The 18825-nt window shown below is 69.5% G+C and carries 22 protein-coding genes; 8 read left to right on the top strand and 14 right to left on the bottom strand.

What is annotated here, in order from left to right; translation table 11 throughout:
• Positions 1 to 27: 27 nt before the first annotated feature.
• Positions 28 to 1656 (bottom strand): DUF1800 domain-containing protein, encoded by a 1629-nt coding sequence (locus DEO45_RS07595; RefSeq protein ID WP_114342114.1) that lies wholly within the window; start codon positions 1654 to 1656, stop codon positions 28 to 30.
• 234 nt (positions 1657 to 1890) lie between these two features.
• Here DEO45_RS07595 and DEO45_RS07600 point away from each other — a divergent pair, with 234 nt between their 5' ends.
• On the top strand, positions 1891 to 2502 hold the full coding sequence (locus tag DEO45_RS07600) for a class I SAM-dependent DNA methyltransferase (RefSeq protein ID WP_114342116.1): 612 nt from the start codon (positions 1891 to 1893) through the stop codon (positions 2500 to 2502).
• On the opposite strand, the gene nth is transcribed toward DEO45_RS07600, so the two are convergent.
• From nth to metG, 4 genes are all read right to left on the bottom strand, one after another.
• The gene (gene nth / locus DEO45_RS07605; RefSeq protein ID WP_114342119.1) at positions 2499 to 3137 is read right to left on the bottom strand and encodes an endonuclease III; all 639 of its coding nucleotides are present in this window, start codon (positions 3135 to 3137) and stop codon (positions 2499 to 2501) included. The two genes, DEO45_RS07600 and nth, sit on opposite strands and share 4 nt — an antisense overlap.
• Positions 3138 to 3258: 121 nt before the next feature.
• The gene (locus DEO45_RS07610) at positions 3259 to 3870 is read right to left on the bottom strand and encodes an RnfABCDGE type electron transport complex subunit B (RefSeq protein ID WP_114342122.1); all 612 of its coding nucleotides are present in this window, start codon (positions 3868 to 3870) and stop codon (positions 3259 to 3261) included.
• Entirely contained in the window at positions 3863 to 4318 is a 456-nt protein-coding gene (locus DEO45_RS07615) for a putative signal transducing protein (RefSeq protein ID WP_114342125.1), read from the bottom strand. The genes DEO45_RS07610 and DEO45_RS07615 overlap by 8 nt, the downstream gene beginning before the upstream one ends.
• 10 nt (positions 4319 to 4328) lie before the next feature.
• On the bottom strand, positions 4329 to 6455 hold the full coding sequence (gene metG, locus DEO45_RS07620) for a methionine--tRNA ligase (protein WP_114342129.1): 2127 nt from the start codon (positions 6453 to 6455) through the stop codon (positions 4329 to 4331).
• Between the two features lie 244 nt (positions 6456 to 6699).
• Here metG and DEO45_RS07625 point away from each other — a divergent pair, with 244 nt between their 5' ends.
• From DEO45_RS07625 to DEO45_RS07635, 3 genes are read left to right on the top strand one after another with little or no spacing between them, the layout of a single operon-like run.
• Positions 6700 to 7818, top strand: coding sequence for an MFS transporter (locus DEO45_RS07625; RefSeq protein ID WP_114342133.1), 1119 nt, complete (start codon positions 6700 to 6702; stop codon positions 7816 to 7818).
• A complete protein-coding gene (locus DEO45_RS07630; protein WP_114342136.1) occupies positions 7815 to 8444 on the top strand; it encodes an HAD family hydrolase in 630 nt (209 codons plus the stop codon). Before DEO45_RS07625 ends, DEO45_RS07630 begins: the two co-directional genes overlap by 4 nt.
• A complete protein-coding gene (locus DEO45_RS07635; protein ID WP_114342889.1) occupies positions 8437 to 9234 on the top strand; it encodes a DeoR/GlpR family DNA-binding transcription regulator in 798 nt (265 codons plus the stop codon). Before DEO45_RS07630 ends, DEO45_RS07635 begins: the two co-directional genes overlap by 8 nt.
• 71 nt (positions 9235 to 9305) lie before the next feature.
• Here DEO45_RS07635 and DEO45_RS07640 read toward each other — a convergent pair whose 3' ends face one another.
• Positions 9306 to 9770: a DUF2147 domain-containing protein gene (locus tag DEO45_RS07640; protein ID WP_114342141.1), complete on the bottom strand. Its 465-nt coding sequence runs from the start codon at positions 9768 to 9770 to the stop codon at positions 9306 to 9308.
• 155 nt (positions 9771 to 9925) lie between these two features.
• Between DEO45_RS07640 and apbC the strand changes: the two genes are divergently transcribed.
• From apbC to DEO45_RS07660, 4 genes are all read left to right on the top strand, one after another.
• The gene (gene apbC / locus DEO45_RS07645) at positions 9926 to 11020 is read left to right on the top strand and encodes an iron-sulfur cluster carrier protein ApbC (protein WP_114342146.1); all 1095 of its coding nucleotides are present in this window, start codon (positions 9926 to 9928) and stop codon (positions 11018 to 11020) included.
• Positions 11017 to 11562, top strand: coding sequence for an NADPH-dependent FMN reductase (locus tag DEO45_RS07650; protein ID WP_114342149.1), 546 nt, complete (start codon positions 11017 to 11019; stop codon positions 11560 to 11562). The genes apbC and DEO45_RS07650 overlap by 4 nt, the downstream gene beginning before the upstream one ends.
• Positions 11563 to 11656: 94 nt before the next feature.
• Positions 11657 to 12223 carry a dCTP deaminase gene (gene dcd, locus DEO45_RS07655; protein ID WP_114342153.1) on the top strand — a complete coding sequence of 189 codons (567 nt, stop codon included), beginning with the start codon at positions 11657 to 11659 and terminating at the stop codon, positions 12221 to 12223.
• Between the two features lie 95 nt (positions 12224 to 12318).
• The gene (locus DEO45_RS07660) at positions 12319 to 12813 is read left to right on the top strand and encodes a hypothetical protein (RefSeq protein WP_114342157.1); all 495 of its coding nucleotides are present in this window, start codon (positions 12319 to 12321) and stop codon (positions 12811 to 12813) included.
• A gap of 82 nt (positions 12814 to 12895) precedes the next feature.
• Here the strand turns inward: DEO45_RS07660 and pcp are convergent, their stop codons facing one another.
• The 8 genes from pcp to DEO45_RS07700 are packed head-to-tail and all read right to left on the bottom strand — an operon-like array spanning position 12896 to position 18801.
• On the bottom strand, positions 12896 to 13552 hold the full coding sequence (pcp, locus tag DEO45_RS07665; RefSeq protein ID WP_114342160.1) for a pyroglutamyl-peptidase I: 657 nt from the start codon (positions 13550 to 13552) through the stop codon (positions 12896 to 12898).
• Positions 13553 to 13571: 19 nt separating this feature from the next.
• Entirely contained in the window at positions 13572 to 14540 is a 969-nt protein-coding gene (locus DEO45_RS07670; protein ID WP_114342162.1) for a 5-oxoproline transporter, DUF979 family subunit, read from the bottom strand.
• A 2-nt stretch (positions 14541 to 14542) separates the two neighbouring features.
• Positions 14543 to 15238, bottom strand: a complete 696-nt coding sequence (locus DEO45_RS07675; RefSeq protein ID WP_114342165.1) for a DUF969 domain-containing protein — start codon at positions 15236 to 15238, stop codon at positions 14543 to 14545.
• Positions 15239 to 15269: 31 nt separating this feature from the next.
• Entirely contained in the window at positions 15270 to 16034 is a 765-nt protein-coding gene (locus tag DEO45_RS07680; RefSeq protein ID WP_114342167.1) for a LamB/YcsF family protein, read from the bottom strand.
• Positions 16031 to 16993 carry a biotin-dependent carboxyltransferase family protein gene (locus DEO45_RS07685; RefSeq protein WP_262982189.1) on the bottom strand — a complete coding sequence of 321 codons (963 nt, stop codon included), beginning with the start codon at positions 16991 to 16993 and terminating at the stop codon, positions 16031 to 16033. The genes DEO45_RS07680 and DEO45_RS07685 overlap by 4 nt, the downstream gene beginning before the upstream one ends.
• 8 nt (positions 16994 to 17001) lie before the next feature.
• Positions 17002 to 17700: a 5-oxoprolinase subunit PxpB gene (gene pxpB, locus DEO45_RS07690; protein ID WP_114342171.1), complete on the bottom strand. Its 699-nt coding sequence runs from the start codon at positions 17698 to 17700 to the stop codon at positions 17002 to 17004.
• Positions 17701 to 17707: 7 nt separating this feature from the next.
• Entirely contained in the window at positions 17708 to 18133 is a 426-nt protein-coding gene (locus DEO45_RS07695) for an HIT domain-containing protein (protein ID WP_114342173.1), read from the bottom strand.
• The gene (locus DEO45_RS07700) at positions 18130 to 18801 is read right to left on the bottom strand and encodes a dienelactone hydrolase family protein (protein WP_114342176.1); all 672 of its coding nucleotides are present in this window, start codon (positions 18799 to 18801) and stop codon (positions 18130 to 18132) included. The genes DEO45_RS07695 and DEO45_RS07700 overlap by 4 nt, the downstream gene beginning before the upstream one ends.
• Between the last annotated feature and the right edge of the window lie 24 nt (positions 18802 to 18825).

Consider the following 18825-nt stretch of genomic DNA (forward strand, 5'->3'; position numbering starts at 1 on the left):
AGGCGGCTGGATGGACACGTGCGGCGCTCAGCGGTAATTGAAATCCGGCGACGACAGCAGGAAGGTGTTCCACTCCCGCTGCGAGGTTGCCTTGCCCAGCGCCGCGCGGGTGCTGGCGGAAAGGCCGGGCTCGAGCGCTTCGTAATAAAGCCGGGTGGTCAGCATCGGGAAGCCGGCGTTGACCCTGGGACTGCCTTCGGGCCGGAACAGCTGGTTGTCGCCGGTGCCGATCGCTCGGGCGATTTCGAAGCGCTTGGCCATCTGGCCGGAGCTGCTCCAGCCGGCGGACTCCAGCGGCCAGCCGTCCGGCGTGGGGCGGCCGAATGGCGGTTCGCCCATCTGGTTGAGCCAATTGACCAGCGGCCGCGCGTTGGCGATCGGCTGGCCGTCGTAGGCCAGCCGCATGGCCGACACCACGAACCGGGACGGATCCTTGAACTTGCCGCCGCTCCCGTCGAACTCCGCCGACGTCAGCATGGTGCGCATCACGGCGGCGATGTCGCCGCCGCTGCGCTGGAAGGTGGTGGCCATCTTCGCCACCAGCGACGGCGGCGGATCGTCGGCGACGAAGTATTCGGCGAGCTGCCGGGAGATGAATTGCGCGCAGGCCGGTTGCTGCACGATCAGCTGCACCGCCTGTTCCACCTCGCGGAAGCCGCTGCCCTTGATGCGCTGGCCGAGGAACACCTTGTCGCTGAAATCGTGGCGTGCCGGGTTGAACTCGAACAGGCCCCGGCGCACGACCAGCGCCTGCATGCGTGGATTGAAGCGGCGCTGCCGGCCGCTCGGCGGGGCCAGCCCCGAGCCGGTCAGGATCAGCGCCAGCTGCTGCACGTCCTGTTGGGTATAGCCCGAGCCGACGCCCAGCGCGTGCAGTTCCATCAGCTCGCGCGCGTAGTTCTCGTTGACCTTGCCCCGGGCGTTCTGCGCGTTGTCCAGATACTCGAGCATGGCCGGGCTTTCCAGCGTGGCCAGCAGCAGATCGCTGAACTTGCGCAGTGCGTGCGGGCGGATGGTGTTCTCGGCGTAGTCCGCGACGACCCAGCGTACCCGCCCTTTCGCTGCGTACACGCTGAAGTGGTTGAGCCAGAACCACGTCAGCTGTTCCTTGAGCTGGTCGGTGCCGTAGACGGCGCGCAGCAACTCGGTCTGTTGCGCCTGCAGCGCCAGGTTCTGGCCGTGTTGCTGCAGGGCCTTTTTCGCGGCGACCTTGCCGTCGCCATCGGGCATGTCCCGGATGCGTTGTTGCTCGTCGCGCAGTTGCGTCATCAGTTGCGCCGCGGGCGTGTTGATGGCTTCGTAACTGCCGATCAGGCCCGCGACGGGCGCAGGCAGTGCATCGGACCCGCTCGCGGCGAGCTGGCGGTCGAGGTAACGACCCCGGCCGAGCTCGCGATAGGTGGCTACCTGAGCCGAGTCGATGCCGAAGCCGATCCGCTGCAGCCAGGCGATATCGTCGGGATGCAACGGCCGGCCGTGAGGGCTGCCGGGTGCCGCGAGTACTGCCGTTCCATCGGCGCCGCGGTCGGGCCGGGCCTGCGCACCGCACGCCGAGACGGCGAGGGAGGCCAGCGCGTACAGGACAAGTCGCGGCAGGTGCGGACGCGGCGAGGTGGCAGTGGCCGGCGGACGGTGTGACAACGATATTGGCTGCATGCGGGGCGTTCCAGGCAGTGCACGGCAGGGATGGGCAACGGCGATGCCACAGTGTCAACGCACGCGAGTGGCATCCGATGACCGCGGGGAGGTTTTTCGTCGAGGCATTGGGTCGGGATTCATGCACCGGCACGAAGGCATCGATCGATCCGCGACAACTTGCGAGTGGTCCGGGGAATGGCGCGCCGCGAGGCCCGTTGCCGGTTACCATGCCGCCTTTGCCGGAGCGGGCCGATGCCGAAGACCTACGATCGCGACTATTTCGACAAGTGGTACCGCGACCCGCGGCATGCGGTCGGCTCGCCGGCTGAGCTGAAGCGCAAGGTGGCGATGGCGGTGGCGCAGGCCGAGTACTACCTGGGCCGGCCGGTGCGCAACGTGCTCGACGTGGGTTGCGGCGAGGCGACCTGGCGCGCGCCGCTGCGCGCGCTGCGGCCGGGCATCGCGTATCGCGGACTGGACGCCAGCGAGTACGTGGTGGCGCGCTACGGGCGCAGCCGCCAGATCGGGCTGGCGCGGTTCGGCCAGCTGGAGCAGCTGCGCTTTGATACCCGCTTCGACCTGATCGTGTGCACCGACGTGCTGCATTACCTGAAACCGGCGGAGATCCGTGCCGGGCTGCAGGGCATCGGCGAGATGCTCGAAGGCGTGGCGTTCCTGGAGGTGTTCACCAGCCGCGACGACGTGGCTGGCGACCACCACGGTTTCGTGGCGCGCGCACCGGCGTGGTATCTGCGCGAGTTCAGTGAAGTCGGCTTGCTGCCGTGCGGCTCGCATTGCTACCTGGGGCCGCGGCTGGAACGCCACATCGCGGCGCTGGAACGGGCGCAACTGCCGGTTGCCTAGTCGGCGACGGTCTTGTGCTTGTAGCGGCAAAGGTCGCGGATCACGCAGTGCGGGCAGTCCGGCTTGCGCGCCTTGCACACGTAGCGGCCATGCAGGATCAGCCAGTGGTGGGCGTCCTGCTTGAACTCCGCCGGGATCACCTTCTCCAGCTTGTCCTCGACCGCGCGCACGTCCTTGCCCGGGGCCAGCCCGGTGCGGTTGGCGACGCGGAAGATGTGCGTGTCGACCGCGATGGTCGGCTCATTGAAAGCTGTATTCAAAACTACGTTGGCGGTCTTGCGGCCCACGCCGGGCAGTGCTTCCAGCGCCTCGCGGGTGTGCGGCACCTCGCCGCCGTGCTGCTCGAGCAGCAGCCGGCACAGCGCGATCACGTTCTTCGCCTTCGCGTTGAACAGGCCGATCGTGCTTATGTAGCCCTTCAGGCCGTCCTCGCCGAGGTCGAGGATCGCCTGCGGCGTGTTCGCCACCGGGTAGAGCTTCTTCGTGGCCTTGTTCACGCCCACGTCGGTGGCCTGCGCCGACAGCACCACGGCGACCAGCAGCTCGAACGGCGTGGAGTAGGCGAGTTCGGTGGTGGGATGCGGGTTCAGCTCGCGCAGGCGGCTGAACAGCTCGACCACGTCGGCGCGCTTCATGGGCATGGTGAAACGTCCGTCATGCCAGCGACAGCTGGCATCCAGTGTCTTGCCGCCGCCCCAGCCCGAGAGTCACTGGGTTCCAGCTTGCGCTGGAACGACGATCTGCTCCCTCGCGTTTTCATGGCGACTTGTCCTGCTTCGCACGCGCGCGCGCCAGCGCGGCCAGCACCGGGTTGCTCGATGCGGCGGTGTCCACCGCCGCCTTGCGCGCGGCGAGTTCTGCCTCGCGCAAGGCCGTTTCGCGCGCCAGTCGTGCCTCGCGGCGCCGGAAATGTCCCCGCGCCGCGTCGGCGTGCGCGTGGTCGATCTGCTGCGCCGGCATCGGTTCCAGCACGATGCAGTCGACCGGGCAGGCCGGCACGCACAGCTCGCAGCCGGTGCAGTCGTCGGCGAGCACGGTGTGCATCAGCTTCGAGGCACCCACGATGGCGTCGACCGGGCAGGCCTGGATGCACTTGGTGCAGCCGATGCAGTCGGCCTCGACGATGCGCGCCAGCAGGCGCGGCTTTTCCACGCCGCGGGCCGGGTCCAGCGGCAGCGCCGGCCGCTGCAGCAGGGCGGCGAGCTGCGCGATGCCGGCCGCGCCGCCCGGGGGGCAGCGGTTGATTTCCGCCTCGCCGCGCGCGATCGCCTCCGCATACGGCCGGCAGCCGTGATAGCCGCACTGCTCGCATTGCGTCTGCGGCAGCAGGGCATCGATGCGGTCGGCGAGGGGCGGCAGCTCAGCCATGGTGCCCGCGTGTTCTGGCTTCGGCGGTCTGCCTGGCCAATTCGGCATAAGTATCTGGAGGAACTGCTTTCCAGTGGTGGCCACAGGACTTGCAGCGCTCCCTCCACTTGAGGGCGGGCCATATCGGCAGCCCGAGGAAGCATCCGAAGAAAAAAGCCCAGCCGCGATAACTGGGGTTTTCTTCGATATCGCTGCCGTCACAGCGAGGGCAGCGATCGTCGCAGTCGAGGCAGTAGTCGCCCCGCCGCCAGTGGTCGTGAACGTCACGGGCATGCGTGACACATGCATCGGGCACCATGACCAGGGGGCCACCGAATGCGATCACCTGGTACCACTTGAGCCGTGACAGGCCATTCTCGAAAACGAAGGCGGCGCAGCCTTCCTCACGCAACAAACCGGCGACGATCTCCGCCTCGGCATGGTCGTAGGATCGGTGGACGCACTGCATGGCTCTTCCGTCAGCGCACGGTGGCGCCTGGCTTGGCGCCCTGGTCGGCGTCGAGCAGGAACAGGTCGCTGCCGCCGTCGCCGGCGGAGAGGATCATGCCTTCGGACAGGCCGAAGCGCATCTTGCGCGGCGCCAGGTTGGCGATGAACACCACGTTGCGGCCGACCAGCTTTTCCGGCTCGGCGTAGGCGGCGCGGATGCCGGAGAAGATCTGCCGCGTGCCCAGCGGGCCGGCGTCCAGTTCGAAGCGCAGCAGCTTGTCCGAGCCGTCCACGAAGCCGCAGGCGATGACCTTGCCGATGCGCAGGTCGAGGCGCGCGAAATCGTCGATGCCGATGGTGGCGGGATCGGGAAGGGGGGATGGCCCGGCATTCACCGGCTGGACGCCGGGATTCGACGCGGCAGGCTTCGGGCTGTCGTTCCTGGGCTTTTTCTTCTTGTCGGCAACGGGAGCTTCGGCCGATGCGCCGAGCGAATCCTTCGAGGCTTCGACCATCGCCTCGATGCGCTTGGGGTCGATGCGGCCGAGCAGCGGGTCGAACGCGTTGATGGCGTGGTTGCGCAGGCTGGCGCGGGCGTCGTCGAAGTCGGCGATCGGCGCGGCCAGGAACTGTTCGGCGGCAGCCACCGTGATCGGCAGGATCGGCTTGAGCAGGCCGGCCAGCAGGCGGAACGCGGTCAGCGCGAACGAGCACACCTGGTGCAGCTCGTCGCGGCGGCCCTCGTCCTTGGCCATCGCCCACGGCGCCATCGCCGCGATATGGCCGTTGACCAGGTCGGCCATCAGCACGAAGCGGCGGGTGACCTCGGCGAAGTCGCCGCTGTCATAGAGCGCGGCGACGCCGTCGTAGTGCTCCAGCAGGGTGTTCCACAGCGCGCTTTCCCCGGCGCTGAACTGCGGCGCCAGGCGCCCGCCGAAATACTTGTGCACGAAGCCGGCGGTGCGGCTGGCGATGTTCACCCACTTGCCGACCAGGTGCGAGTTGACGCGCTCCTCGAATGCCTTGAGGTCGAGGTCCACGTCGACCGGCGCGTCGCTGAGCATGCTGGCGAAGTAGTAGCGCAGGAATCCCGGGTGCAGGCCGGCGTCGAGGTAGGTGCGCGCCTTGATGAAGGTGCCGCGCGACTTGGACATCTTCGCGCCGTTCACCGTGAGGTAGCCGTTGACGTGCAGCGCGGTCGGCGTGCGGAAACCGGCACCGTGCAGCATCGCCGGCCAGAACAGGCCGTGGAAGTTGATGATGTCCTTGCCGATGAAGTGGTGCATCTCGGCGCTGCTGTCGGGAGCGAGGAACTCGTCGAACTTCAGGCGGGTGCGGTCGCACAGCGCCTTGAAGCTGGCCAGGTAGCCGACCGGCGCGTCCAGCCATACGTAGAAGAACTTGTCCGGCGCGTCGGGGATCGGGAAGCCGAAATAGGGTGCGTCGCGCGAGATGTCCCAGTCCTTCAGGCCGCCGTCCAGCCATTCGCGCAGCTTCGCCGCGACGCCGCTGTTCGCCACCGGCTTGCCGTGGGTGAGCTTGCCGGCGAACCAGTCGCGCAGCAGCCCCTCGAACTTGCCCAGCTCGAAGAAGTAGTGCTCCGAGTCGCGCAGCACCGGGGTGGCGCCGGACATCACCGAGTACGGATTGATCAGGTCGGTCGGCGCGTAGGTGGCGCCGCAGTGCTCGCAGTTGTCGCCGTACTGGTCCGGCGTGCCGCAGTTCGGGCACACGCCCTTGATGTAACGGTCCGGCAGGAACATCTGCTTTTCCGGATCGAACAACTGCTGGATCTTGCGCCTGGCGATGTAGCCGCCATCGCGCAGGCGCGTGTAGATCAGCGTCGCCAGCTCGCGGTTCTCTTCCGAATGGGTGGTGTGGTACTGGTCGAAGTCCACGCCGAACGCGGCGAAGTCCGCCTCGTGGCCCTCGCGGATGCCGGCGATGAAGGCCTCGGGCGTCATGCCGGCCTTCTCCGCGGCCAGCATGATTGGCGTGCCGTGCGCATCGTCGGCGCAGACGTAGACCACCTTATTGCCGCTCATCCGCTGCGCGCGCACCCAGATGTCGGCCTGGATGTAGCCCAGCAGGTGGCCCATGTGCAGCGGGCCATTGGCATAGGGCAGGGCGTTGGTGACGAGCAGGCGACGACTCATGGGGCGTATTCCGTTGTTGACTGCGCATTATGCCATGGCCGCCACGGCCGCATTGGCTTCGGACGGGCTTCCGGCGGGGTTTGGCGGCAGGGTCGGGCGCGCCCCGGCCGCGCCTCGCGGTGCATGGAAACGATCTGGGCGATTGCGTATTTGTACATGTTTATATACATTTATGCGTATTCAATCAGACGGAATCGGCGTGCAGACGAACAGCATTTCCCGGGCACAGGGCGAGCGGGACGCCATGGCACCAGCCATCCGTGCCACCCGGCTGGTCTTCCTGGCTTCCGGCATCGGCATGGCCGCGTGGGCGCCGATGGTGCCGTATGCGAAGGCGCGGCTCGGCCTCGACGAGGCTTCGCTTGGCTTGTTGCTGCTGGCCTTCGGCGGCGGCTCGATGGTCTCGATGCCGCTGGTCGGCTTTCTCACCCATCGTTTCGGCAGCCGCCGGTTGATCGGCTTCGGCGGCCTGCTGCTGTGCCTGGCGTTGCCGCTGCTGGCGATGGCGCCGGGCGCGGCCACGCTGGCGCTCGCCCTGTTGTACTTCGGCGCGGCGCTGGGCGCGGTGGACGTGGCGATGAACGCGCATGCGGTGGAGGTGGAGCGTCGCGACGGCCGTCCGCTGATGTCGGGATTCCACGGGCTTTTCAGCATCGGTGGCTTGAGCGGCGCAGCGGGCATGAGCCTGCTGCTGGCGCTGGGCATGCCGCTGACCGCTGCCGCCGTGGCGATCGCCGCGCTGCTGGCCGTGGTGGTGGTGACGCAGTGGCCCTGCCTGATCGAACACGTCGACGATGCCGGCGAACGCGCGACTTTCGGCATGCCGCGCGGTCTCGTGCTGGTGCTTGGGCTGCTGTGTTTCATCAGCTTCCTCGCCGAGGGTTCGATGCTGGACTGGAGCGCGGTGTTCCTGCGCGATTTCCGCGGTTTCCCGGCGGCCTCGGCCGGTATCGGCTATGCCGCCTTTTCGGTGGCGATGGCGGTGGGGCGGCTTGGCGGCGACTGGACGGTGGCGCGTTTCGGCCCGGTGCTGACCGTGCGCCTGGGCGCCTGCACCGCGGCGGCGGGTTTCCTGCTGGCGTCGATGCTGGCGTGGCCGCCCGCGGCGCTGGTTGGCTTCGTGCTGGTGGGGTTGGGCGCGGCCAATATCGTGCCGGTGATGTTCGGCGCGGCCGGCCGCTTGCCCGGCACGTCGCTGGGCATCGCCATCGCCACGGTGACCACGCTGGGTTATGCCGGCCTGCTCAGCGGCCCGGCGCTGATCGGTTTCCTGGCCCAGGCCAGCAGCCTGCCGGTGGCGCTGGCCGCAGTGGCCGGGCTGCTGTTGCTGACCGCCGCCTCGGCAACGCTGGTGCGGCCATGAGTGCGCCGCGCTTCGATACCGTGGTGTTCGACCTCGGCGGCGTACTGCTGGACTGGAACCCGCGCCATCTGTATCGCCGGCTGTTCGACGACGAAGCGGCGATGGAGCGCTTCCTGGCCGAGGTCTGCACCCAGCACTGGAACGAGCAGCAGGATGCGGGGCGTGCCTGGCGCGAGGCCATCGATGGACTCAGCGCGCAGCATCCGCAGCATGCCGAACTGATCGCCGCCTACCGCGAACGCTGGGACGAGATGCTGCGCGGGCCGATCGAGGGCAGCGTGACCATCCTTGGCGAGTTGCGCGCACGCGGCGTGCCACTGTACGCGCTGACCAACTGGTCGCAGGAAACCTTTCCGCTGGCGCGGCAACGCTACGGCTTCATGGAGGCCTTCCGCGGCATCGTGGTGTCGGGCGAGGAGCGGCTGATCAAGCCCGACCCGGCGATTTTCCGCGTGCTGCTGTCCCGCCATGGCCTTGAGCCCGTGCGCACGGTGTACATCGACGACGCGCCGCGCAACGTCGAGGCCGCAGCGCGGCTGGGCATGCATGCGCTGCACTTCCGTGATCCCGCCACCTTGCGCGGGGAACTGTGCCGTGCGGGGCTGCTGGAGGCGGCGCATGGCTAAGCCGACGCTGCCCGGCGAGATGCTGCCGCAGGAGCGCCAGCATGAAATCCTGCAGCGCCTGCGCAGCCGCGGGCGGGTGGTGGCGGCGGAGCTGGCGGTCGAGTTCGCGGCGTCGGAGGATTCGATCCGCCGCGACCTGCGCGAACTGGCCGCGCAGGGATTGTGCAAGCGCGTCTACGGCGGCGCGCTGCCGCTGTCGGCCGCGATCGCGCCGCTGAAGCAGCGGCGCGGCGAACAGGTCGGCCGCAAGCTTGCGCTGGCGCGCAAGGCGGTAAGTCTGGTGCGCGAAGGGCAGGTGCTGCTGATCGACGCCGGTTCCACCAATGCCGCGATTGCCGCGGCGCTGCCCGAACGGATGAACCTCACCGTGATCACCAACGCGCCGGATATCGCGCTGGCGCTGATCGAACGCGAAGGCTTCGGGATCCTGCTGCTGGGCGGCCGCCTCGACCCGCGGATCGGCGGCGCGGTGGGGGCGCAGACCCTGCAGGAACTGCATCGCGTGCGCGCCGACCTGTGCTTTCCGGGCGCCTGCGCCATCGACGCGGACAGCGGCCTGTGGGGTTTCGACAGCGAGGAATCGCTGCTGAAGCGGGCGATGGTGGAGGCCAGCGGCGAGACCGTGGTGGTGGCCACCAGCGACAAGCTGGGCGCGGCGGCCACGCACCGGATCGCGCAGATCGCCGAGGTGCAGCACCTGGTGGTCGAGCATGCCGTCGGCCGCCAGGCACGCGCCGCGTTCGCCGCCCATGGCGTCAGCGTGCATCGGGCCGAACCGGCGGTCGACTGATCAACCGCACATGAATACGCCCCGGACCGGCGGGCGGTGCGGGGCGTTCGGTCAACCGAACTGATGCGGGGTCAGTCCTGCCGTTCCCAGACCTGCGAGCGGCCGAGCAGGGCGAAGCCGATGTAGCCGTGCACGTCGAGCTTGCGGCCGCCGTCCACCAGCTTGAGCTTCACCTTGTAGACCTTGCCGTTCTTCGGATCGAGGATCCTGCCGCCGCTCCACTCGTCGCCGTCCTTGCTGACGCCCCACATGAAGGTCATCCCCACGATAGGCTGGTTCTTGCGCTCGCCGTCGCACTTGGCGCAGACCGGGTGCTCGCCGTCGCGGGCCACGTCCTCCGGCGTGCGGTTCAGCAGCTGCACGATCTTCGCCTGGTACTCGCCGTTGTGTTCGGTGATCTGGACGATCGACTTCGGCTGGTGGGTGGTGTCGTCGATGGTCTTCCAGGTGCCGGCCGGGGTGTCGGTGGCGGCCAGCGCGGTGCCGGCAGCCAGCAACAGGCCGGCGGCGAAGGTGAGGCGGACAGCAAGCTTCATGGATATCCTCCCGTACGAAAGCGTATGGATGCGAGACTGGCGAGGTTCCACGGGGCCGTCAAGTTGCATTGCGCCATGTCCGTCGCTGACCCAGGTCAGCGGGGCCGCGACGGCGGACTGGCATAATGGCGCTTCCGAGAATCATTCGAATTGACATGACACAGGCGAACGAAACCCTGGTCCGCCAGATCCTGGGCGGCCTCATCGACACCCATACCGGCGCGCCGCTGGCCGAGTCCGTGCGCGCGGTCGGCGTGGACGGGACGAAGGTGTCGGTGGACCTGCAACTGGGCTACCCGGCCGCCGGCGCCATCGACAGCCTCGCCGCGCGCGTGCGGCAGGCGCTGGAAGCCGATCCGGCGATCGACGCGGCCGTGGTGTCGATCACCAGCCGCATCCACGTGCACAAGGTGCAGGGCACGCTGGGGCCGCTGCCGAACGTGAAGAACATCATCGTGGTGGCTTCCGGCAAGGGCGGCGTGGGCAAGTCCACGGTGTCGGCGAACCTGGCGCTGGCGTTGCAGGCCGAGGGCGCGAAGGTCGGCGTGATGGACGCGGACATCTACGGTCCCAGCCAGCCGACCATGCTCGGCGTGCACGGCAAGCCGGCCTCGCCGGACGGCAAGAGCATCATCCCGATGCAGGCACACGGCATGCCGGTGATGTCGATCGGCTTCCTGGTGGAGGAAGACACGCCGATGATCTGGCGCGGCCCGATGGTCACCCAGGCGATGATGCAGCTGCTCACCGACACGCGCTGGGAACAGCTCGACTACCTGATCGTCGACCTGCCTCCGGGCACCGGCGACATCCAGCTCACGCTGTCGCAGAAGGTGCCGGTGGCCGGCGCGGTGATCGTCACCACGCCGCAGGACATCGCCCTGCTGGATGCGCGCAAGGCGCTGAAGATGTTCGAGAAGGTCGAGGTGCCGGTGCTGGGCGTGGTGGAGAACATGGCCACCCACGTCTGCTCCAACTGCGGTCACGAGGAAAACATCTTCGGCGAAGGCGGCGGCGAGCGCATGGCCACGCAATACGGTGCGGCCTATCTCGGCTCGCTGCCGCTGGACATTCGCATCCGCGAGCAGGCCGACGGCGGCAATCCCACGGTGGCGGCGATACCCGATTCCGACCTCGCCATGCGCTATCGCGAGATCGCCCGCAACGCGGCGGGGCGGCTGTCGCGGCAGCCGCGCAACAAGTCGCTGGGGCTGGGCAAGATCGTGGTGCAGGGCGTGCCCGCCGCATGACGGTGACGGCGCAGCGCGTGCTGTGCCTGTGCGGCAGCCTGCGCCGCGTTTCGTCGAACCGCGCGGCGCTGGAGGCCGCGCGCCAACTGGCTGCGCCGACGCTCGAACTGGTGTTGTACGAGGGGCTGGGCGCGCTGCCGCTGTTCAGCCCGGATGACGATGTCGATCCGTTGCCGCCCGTGGTTCTGGCGCTGCGCGAAGCCGTCGGTCGCGCCGACGCCCTGCTGATCGCCTGCCCCGAGTACGCCCACGGCCTGCCCGGCGCGTTCAAGAACCTGCTGGACTGGCTGGTCGGCAGTCTGGAACTCCCCGGCAAGCCGGTGCTGCTGCTGAACACCGCCGCGCGTGGCTCCTACCACGCGCAGGAGGCGCTGGCCGAGATCCTGACCACCATGTCCGCCCAACTACTGGCGTCGCAGCCCTTGCCGGTGGCGCTGCCGGGCGCCGGCTGCACAGCCGCGCAGGTGCTGGCCAGCGCGGAGCGCTGCGCGGAATTGCGCGCGGCGCTGGACGTGCTGGCCGACGCGCTCCCCGTGGCCTGAGGCCACGCGGCTGGCGCGGCGGCGCCCCGACCATGTATTTTTGCCGCTTTGCGCCCGGCCCGACCGGGTGCTGCCGCTACCCACCGGAGACCGCGTGAGCATCAAATCCGACAAATGGATCCGCCGCATGGCCGCAAGCCACGGCATGATCGAGCCGTTCGAGCCGGGCCAGGTCAAGCTGCGCGACGGCGACAAGCTGATCTCCTACGGCACTTCCAGCTACGGCTACGACGTGCGCTGCGCGCGCGAGTTCAAGATCTTCACCAATATCAACTCCACCATCGTCGACCCGAAGGCGTTCGATCCGAGCAGCTTCGTCGACGTCGAGGCGGACGTGTGCATCATCCCGCCGAACTCGTTCGCGCTGGCGCGCACGGTCGAGTACTTCCGCATCCCGCGCAAGGTGCTCACGGTCTGCCTCGGCAAGAGCACCTACGCGCGCTGCGGCATCATCGTCAACGTGACGCCGCTGGAGCCGGAGTGGGAGGGCCACGTGACGCTGGAGTTCTCCAACACCACCCCGTTGCCCGCAAAAATCTACGCCAACGAGGGTGTGGCGCAGATGCTGTTCCTCGAATCCGATGAGGAATGCGAGACCAGCTACAGGGACCGCGGCGGCAAGTACCAGGGCCAGCAAGGCGTGACGCTTCCGCGCACCTGAGTACGCGAGCTGAACGGCGGAACGGCGACCCGCATCGCCGTTCCGGGCCGCGCTACACTTCCACGATCCAGATGTTCGATTGCCAGGAGACTCCCATGACCCGTTTTTCCACATTGCTGACGCGCGTCACGGCGGCCCTCATGCTGGGCAGCCTGCTCGTGCTGGCAGGCTGCCACCGGGGCAGCACCCGGGACGCGGTCAGTACGGCATCGATGAAGGGCCAGTTCGACGCCACGCTGCAGGCCTACAAGGACGGCCAGTTCCTGCTCGATGGCGCGGTGCTTTCTGCGCTCGACGTCGGCAGCCATTTCGCCTACCTGAAGGATCAGGGCAAATTGCCGAAGACCGTGCTGCTCACGCGCAGCGACGATTCCAAGATCCGCAAGCGGCACCTGGAATACCTGGCGCGCATGCAGATGGACTATGGCTTCACCGCGTATTACGACGATGGCGGCACGCTGACCAAGATCAATCCGGTGGAAACCAAGGCCCGCGCGCTCGAGGATCATCATGCGCCGACGCCGTTGCCCGATTCGCAGAAAGGCAAGGACGCCAGCAGCGGCGGTTTCGACCCGCAGCACCAGTACTGATTCCCGCCGGATGGACCATGGAAGCCGCGATGCGAATCGCGGCTTTCTGTTTTGGGGGGGACCGGAGCCGGCGCGGGACCCGTCAGTCCAGGGTGCCTGCGCCGAGCCTGCGGTCGCGCCGGGTGGTGGCTGCCGTACGCAGGGCGATCTCCAGGCCACGCACCACCTCGGCCTGCGTCATGCTGGGCGCGCCGGGGTGGTGCGCGGCCTGCGCCGGAAGGAACGGAATGTGGATGAAGCCGGCGCGTGCACCCGGCCGCCGGGAGGCCAGGTGCAGCATGGCGTAGGCGATGTGGTTGCAGACGTAGGTGCCGGCGCTGTTCGAGATTTCCGCCGGCACTCCCTGCGCGCGCAGCGCAGCCAGCATCGCCTTGATCGGCAACGTGCTGAAGTAGGCGGCCGGAGCGTCGGCGATCACCGGCTCGTCGATCGGCTGCGCACCGGCGTTGTCGGGGATGCGCGCATCCTGCAGGTTGATCGCCAGCCGCTCGATCGACAGTTGCGCCCGCCCGCCGGCCTGGCCGACACCGAGCAGGATCGTTGGCGCCACCTCGCGCACCGCGCTCCTGAGCAGGCGCAGCGAGGCGGCAAATTCGGTGGGCAATTGCAGTGCGGCGACGCGATGGCCGCCGATGCGCCGGCCGTGCAGCGCGCGCACGGCTTCCCACGACGGATTGACCGCCTCGCCGGCGAACGGATCGAAGCCGGTCAGCAGGATGCGTGGCAGGGGTGTGCCCATGGCGGCCTCTTCAGCGTGTTCAATGGAATACCAGCAGCCACATCATCATGAAGGTGGCGAGCAGGATCCACCACGCGCTCCACAACTGGGCGCGGATCACCCCGTACGGGCTGCGCAATTCCAGCAGCGCCGCCGGCACCAGGTTGTAGTCGGCCGCCATCGGCGTCAGCAGGGTGCCGCAATAGCCGCACAGCATGCCCATCGAGCCGAGTATCGCCGGATCGGCGCCGTGCTGGCGGATCAGCAGCGGCAGGCCGATGCCGGCCATCATCACCGGGAAGGCGGCGAACGCATTGCCCATGATGACGGTGAACAGCACCATGCCCAGCGCGAAGGTGATCAGGCAGGCCAGCGCGCTGCCGGTGGGCAGCCAGCTGGTGGCCAGCGCGGCGATCGCCGCGCCCACGCCGCTCTGGGTGAACACCTCGCCCAGCGCCGCCAGCAGCAGCGGCAGCAACGCCGCCCAGCCGATCGCGTCGAGCAGGCGGCGGCCTTCGGCCAGGCCGGAGCCCAGCGGCGCGCGCGCCACGCGCGCGGCGGCGAACAGCGCGATCACGCAGGCCAGCGCCAGCCCGGTCAGGGTCATCTGCGCGGAGGCGAACAGATGCCGGCCGGCAAACGCGAGGTAGCCGCCGAACAGCGCCACCAGCAGGGTCACCAGCGGGATCAGCAGGGCCGGCACGAGCAGCTTGTGGCCGAGCCGGATGGCCGACTGCAGGCGTTGCGCGGCGCTGTTGTCCTCGGCATGGGCGTGCCGGTGCAGTCGCGGCGCCAGCAAGGCCAGCACGATCACGCCGGCGCCGGCCAGTTGCGAAGGCAGCGCATGGCCGGCGGCCTGCTGCGCCAGCACGTAGTCGCCGCCGCCGAACAGCACGCCTAGCACCAGCCAGAACGCGGCGTGCCAGGCGCGCCGCTCGCGCAGGTCGCGCAGGCCGCAGTAGAGCAGGAACGCGGCGATCAGCCAGTAGACGTGTTCGATGCGAAGCATGCTCAGTCCGCCGCCCCCGCGCGCAGGCCGGCGGCGCGGCGCTGCAACCGGCGCTGGTACAGCCATATACGCACGGACTGCACGACGAAGGCCGCGACCGCAGTGGGCAGGGCCCACAACGCGATCGACAGGGGGCTCAGCTCGATGCCGTGCTGGGCGTAGAAGCCCTGGATCAGCAGCACCGCGCCGAGCGCGATGAACACGTCCTCGCCGAAGAAGCGGCCGATGTTGTCGGTGGCTGCGGCGACCGCCCGCAGTTCGTCGCGGTCGGTATCGTCCAGCCCGGGATCGATCTTGGCCGCCGCTGCCTCGCCCATCGGCGCCAGCAGCGGGCGCACGGTCTGGGCGGGGCCGGCCACGCCGGTCAGCCCGAGCGTCGCCAGCAGCTGGCGCAGCAGCAGGTAGCCGATCAGCAGCCGTGCGAGGGTCAGTCCGTGCAGCCGGCTCATCCAGCGCTGCGCATGTTCGCGCAGGCCCGCGTGCTCGAGCAGGCCGATCGCCGGCAGGGTCAGCACGAACAACATGAGCATGCGGCTGGAGACGAAACTCTTGCCGAGCAGGGCGAGCAGGGCGGGTATCGTCAACCCGGCGAGCAGGCCGCTGCCGACGGCGGCCGTAACCACCACCAGCACCGGATTGAAGCGCAACAGGAAGCCGATGACGATCACCGCGACGCCGAGCAGGGGCCAGTAGTTCATGCGGGTCCTCCGAGGTAGGGCGCAGCGCGCTTCATGCCGCATCCGGCGCGGCGATGCGCAGGCCGGCGGCGTCGAGCGCCTCGCGCAGGCGGCACGCCAGCTGCACCGCGTGCGGACCGTCACCGTGCAGGCACAGCGTGTCGGCCCGCAGCGGAACAGTCTGGCCGTCCACCGCCCGCACCGTGCCGTCGCGGGCGATGCCGAGCGCCTGGGCCACGGCGGGCTCCACCTCTTCGATCACCGCGCCGGCCTCACGCCGCGGCTGCAGCGAGCCATCGGCACGGTAGCGGCGGTCGGCGAAGGCCTCCGCCGCCACCGCGAGGCCGAGCTTCCGGCCCGCTTCGATCAGCGCCGAACCCGCCAGGCCGAACAGTCGCAGCTGCGGGTCGAAGTCATGCACCGCGCGGGCCACCGCATCGGCTAGGAGGGCATCGCGCGCGGCCATGTTGTATAGCGCGCCGTGTGGCTTGACGTGGCTGAGCGTGGCGCCGGCGGCGCGGGTGAACGCGTGCAGCGCGCCGATCTGGTAAAGCGTCATGGCGTAGGCCTCGGCGGGCGTCACGGCGATCTCGCGCCGGCCGAAACCCTGCAGATCCGGCAGCGAGACGTGCGCGCCGATCGCCACCCGGTGCGCCACCGCCTGCGCCACCGTGCGCTGCATGATCTCCGGGTCGCCGGCGTGGAAGCCGCAGGCGATGTTGGCCGAGCTGAGCAGCGGCAGCAGCGCATCGTCGTCGCCCATGCGCCACGCGCCGAACGATTCGCCGAGGTCGCCGTTGAGGTCGATGCGGTTCATGCGCCGGTTTCCAGTCGTTGTGCGATCGCGTCGAGCATGCGGGCCAGTCGTTGCCGGTGTGCGGCCAGCCGGGCCAGTGCCTCGTCCATGCCGGTCTCGCGGAAGCATACGGTATCGCCGGGACGCAGCTGCGCCAGCCGCGGCAGATCCACCGCGGCGAGCTGGCCGATGCGCGGATAACCGCCGGTCACCGGCGCCTCGGCCTGCAGCGCGATCGGCTGGCCCGATGGCGGCAGCTGCAGCGTGCCGGGCAGCACCGCCTCGGATACGAGCTCCAGCGGTTCGGCCACGCGCAGGGCGAGGCCGTCCAGGCGAGCGGCGGTGCGGTTGCTGTCCTTGCTCAAGATGAAACGCCCCCCGTACAGGTGCCGTTGCGAGGCGCTGTCCAGGGCGGCCCAATGGCTCCCGTGCAGCAGCGCCAGCGGCCGGTACGCGAAGTCGAACCAGGGCTGCGGGTCGAGGCCCCAGCCCAGCACGCGCACGTCGTGGCCGGGGGGAAGGGCACGCAGCGGCGGCGCCGCGCCCAGCGGCAGTACGTCGCCCGCCTGCAGCGCGCGGCCGATGCGTGCATGCAGGTCGCTGCTGCGGCTGCCGAGCAGTGGCGGCACGTCGAAGCCGCCGCGCACGGCGAGATAGCTGCGGCAACCCTGGCGCATGCCGCCAAGCTGCAGCACGCTGCCCGCGGGCAGCAGGCAGGTCGTCCATGGCGGGATCGCCCGTGAGCCGACCTGGGCGGCGATTGCCGCGCCGGTCACGGCGATGACCGCGGGCTGCTCGAAACGAAGGCTGGGCCCGGCCAGGGTGCATTCCAGCGCGGCCTCGCCGTGGCGATTGCCGACCAGTGCATTGGCGAGCCGCCATGCCGGCATGTCCATCGCCCCGGCACGGCCCACGCCCAGCGCGGCCTGCCCCGGGCGGCCGGCATCCTGCAGACTGCTCAGCAAGCCTGGCTTGAGCACCGTGACGCTCATCCGGAGTGGGCCGTGGCGAGCTGGCGAAAGGCGTCCGCCTCGATCGCGCGGAAGCGCACGCGATCGCCCGCGGCGAGCAGTGCCGGCGCTTCCGCCGCGAGATCGAACAGGCGGAGCGGCGTGCGCCCGATGACCTGCCAGCCGCCCGGCAGCGCCTCGGGGTAGATGCCGGTCTGGCGGCCGCCGATCGCCACGCTGCCGGCCGGCACGCGCTGGCGCGGATCGCTGCGACGCGGCATCATCAGGCGTGGATCGAGTCCGAGCAGGTAGGGGAAGCCCGGGGCGAAGCCGAGCATCGCCACGCGGTAATCCGCCGCCGCGTGCAGCGCGGGCACCGCGGCCTCGTCGAGCCCGCAATGGGCGGCGACTTCGGCGAGGTCCGGGCCGTACTCGCCGCCATAGCAGACCGGAATGACCAGTTCGTGCGCCGCGGCGACGCCCTCGCCGGTCTCGGCCAGGGCCGCATCGGCGGCCGCCTGCAGCTGGAGGTGGGGACCGCCATCGCCGGGCCAGTCCCGCGGGTCGAAGCGCAGCAGCACGCTGGCGTAGGCCGGCACGCACTCCACCCGCGGCAGCCGGCGCAGACAGGCGGCCGCCGCCTGCACCCGGGCGTTGAGCTCGATATCGATGCGGTCGCCGAAACGCAGCAGCAGTGCGTCCTCGGCCAGTGTCTCGAACCGGGTCGGCGACTCCATCGGTGCGTTACCGGGCCGGGCCAGCCAGCTGATGGCGCAGCGCATCCTGCCGCGCGGCCAGCGCCGTTCCGGCATACGGCTGCGCGCGGCCGCTGCCCCAGACCGGGCCGGGCCACGCCGTGTCGCCTTCGCGACGTGCCACCACGTGCACGTGCAGCTGGCGCACGATATTGCCGAGCGCGCCGAGGTTGAGCTTGTCGCAGGGGGCGACGGCACGCAACGCAGCGGCGGCACGATTCACCTCCTGCCACAGCGCGGCCTGCTCATCGTCGCGCAGGTCGGCGATCTCGACCAGGCCGTTTCGGCGCGGCACCAGGACCAGCCACGGGTAGCGCGCGTCGTCCATCAGCCGCACCTCGCACAGTGGCAGCGACGCGACCGGCCGGGTGTCCGCCGCCAACCGCGGGTCGAGCGCGAAGTCGGCTGTGCTCATGCGGCACCGGCCAGCTGCCGGTCGAAGAACGCCAGCGTGCGCTGCAGCGCCAGTTTCGCGCTGGCCTCATGGTAGGGCGCGCTGCCGTCGCGGTTGAAGGCGTGGTCGGCCGGATAGGTGAAGAGTTCCATCTGGGGCAGCGCCTCGCGATGCTTTGCCACCATCTCCGGCGGGATGCTGCGGTCCTTCTCGCCGAAGTGGAACATCACTGGCGCCCGCGGCGTCTCGTGCAGGAACGGCAGGTTGCGCGCGCCGTAGTAGCTCACCGACGGCAGCCCCAGGCGCAGCGCGGCAAGCAGCGCCACGGTGCCGCCCCAGCAGTAGCCGACGGTGCCGATCCGGCCGGCCGAGGCGATCGATTCAGCGGCGCTGGCGACATCTTCCAGCGCGCGCTCCAGCCCCAGTTCGCCGATCAGTTGCCGGCCCTTGTTCATCCCGGCCTGGTCGTAGGCCAGTTCGACGCCGCTCTCCAGGTGATCGAAGAACGCCGGTGCGATCGCGACATAGCCGTGCCCGGCGAAGCCGTCGGCCACGCGGCGGATGTGCGCGGTGACGCCGAAGATTTCCTGGATCACCACGATGCCACCCTTCGGCTTGCCCTGCGGCTGGGCGAGGTAGCCGCCGATGCACTGGGTGCGGCTGGTGGGGATGTTGATGTGCTGGCCCATGGTGCGGCTCCGGCAGGGGGATGG

The sequence above is a fragment of the Rhodanobacter denitrificans genome (assembly GCF_003335105.1).
In the GTDB taxonomy this organism is placed as follows: domain Bacteria; phylum Pseudomonadota; class Gammaproteobacteria; order Xanthomonadales; family Rhodanobacteraceae; genus Rhodanobacter; species Rhodanobacter denitrificans_A.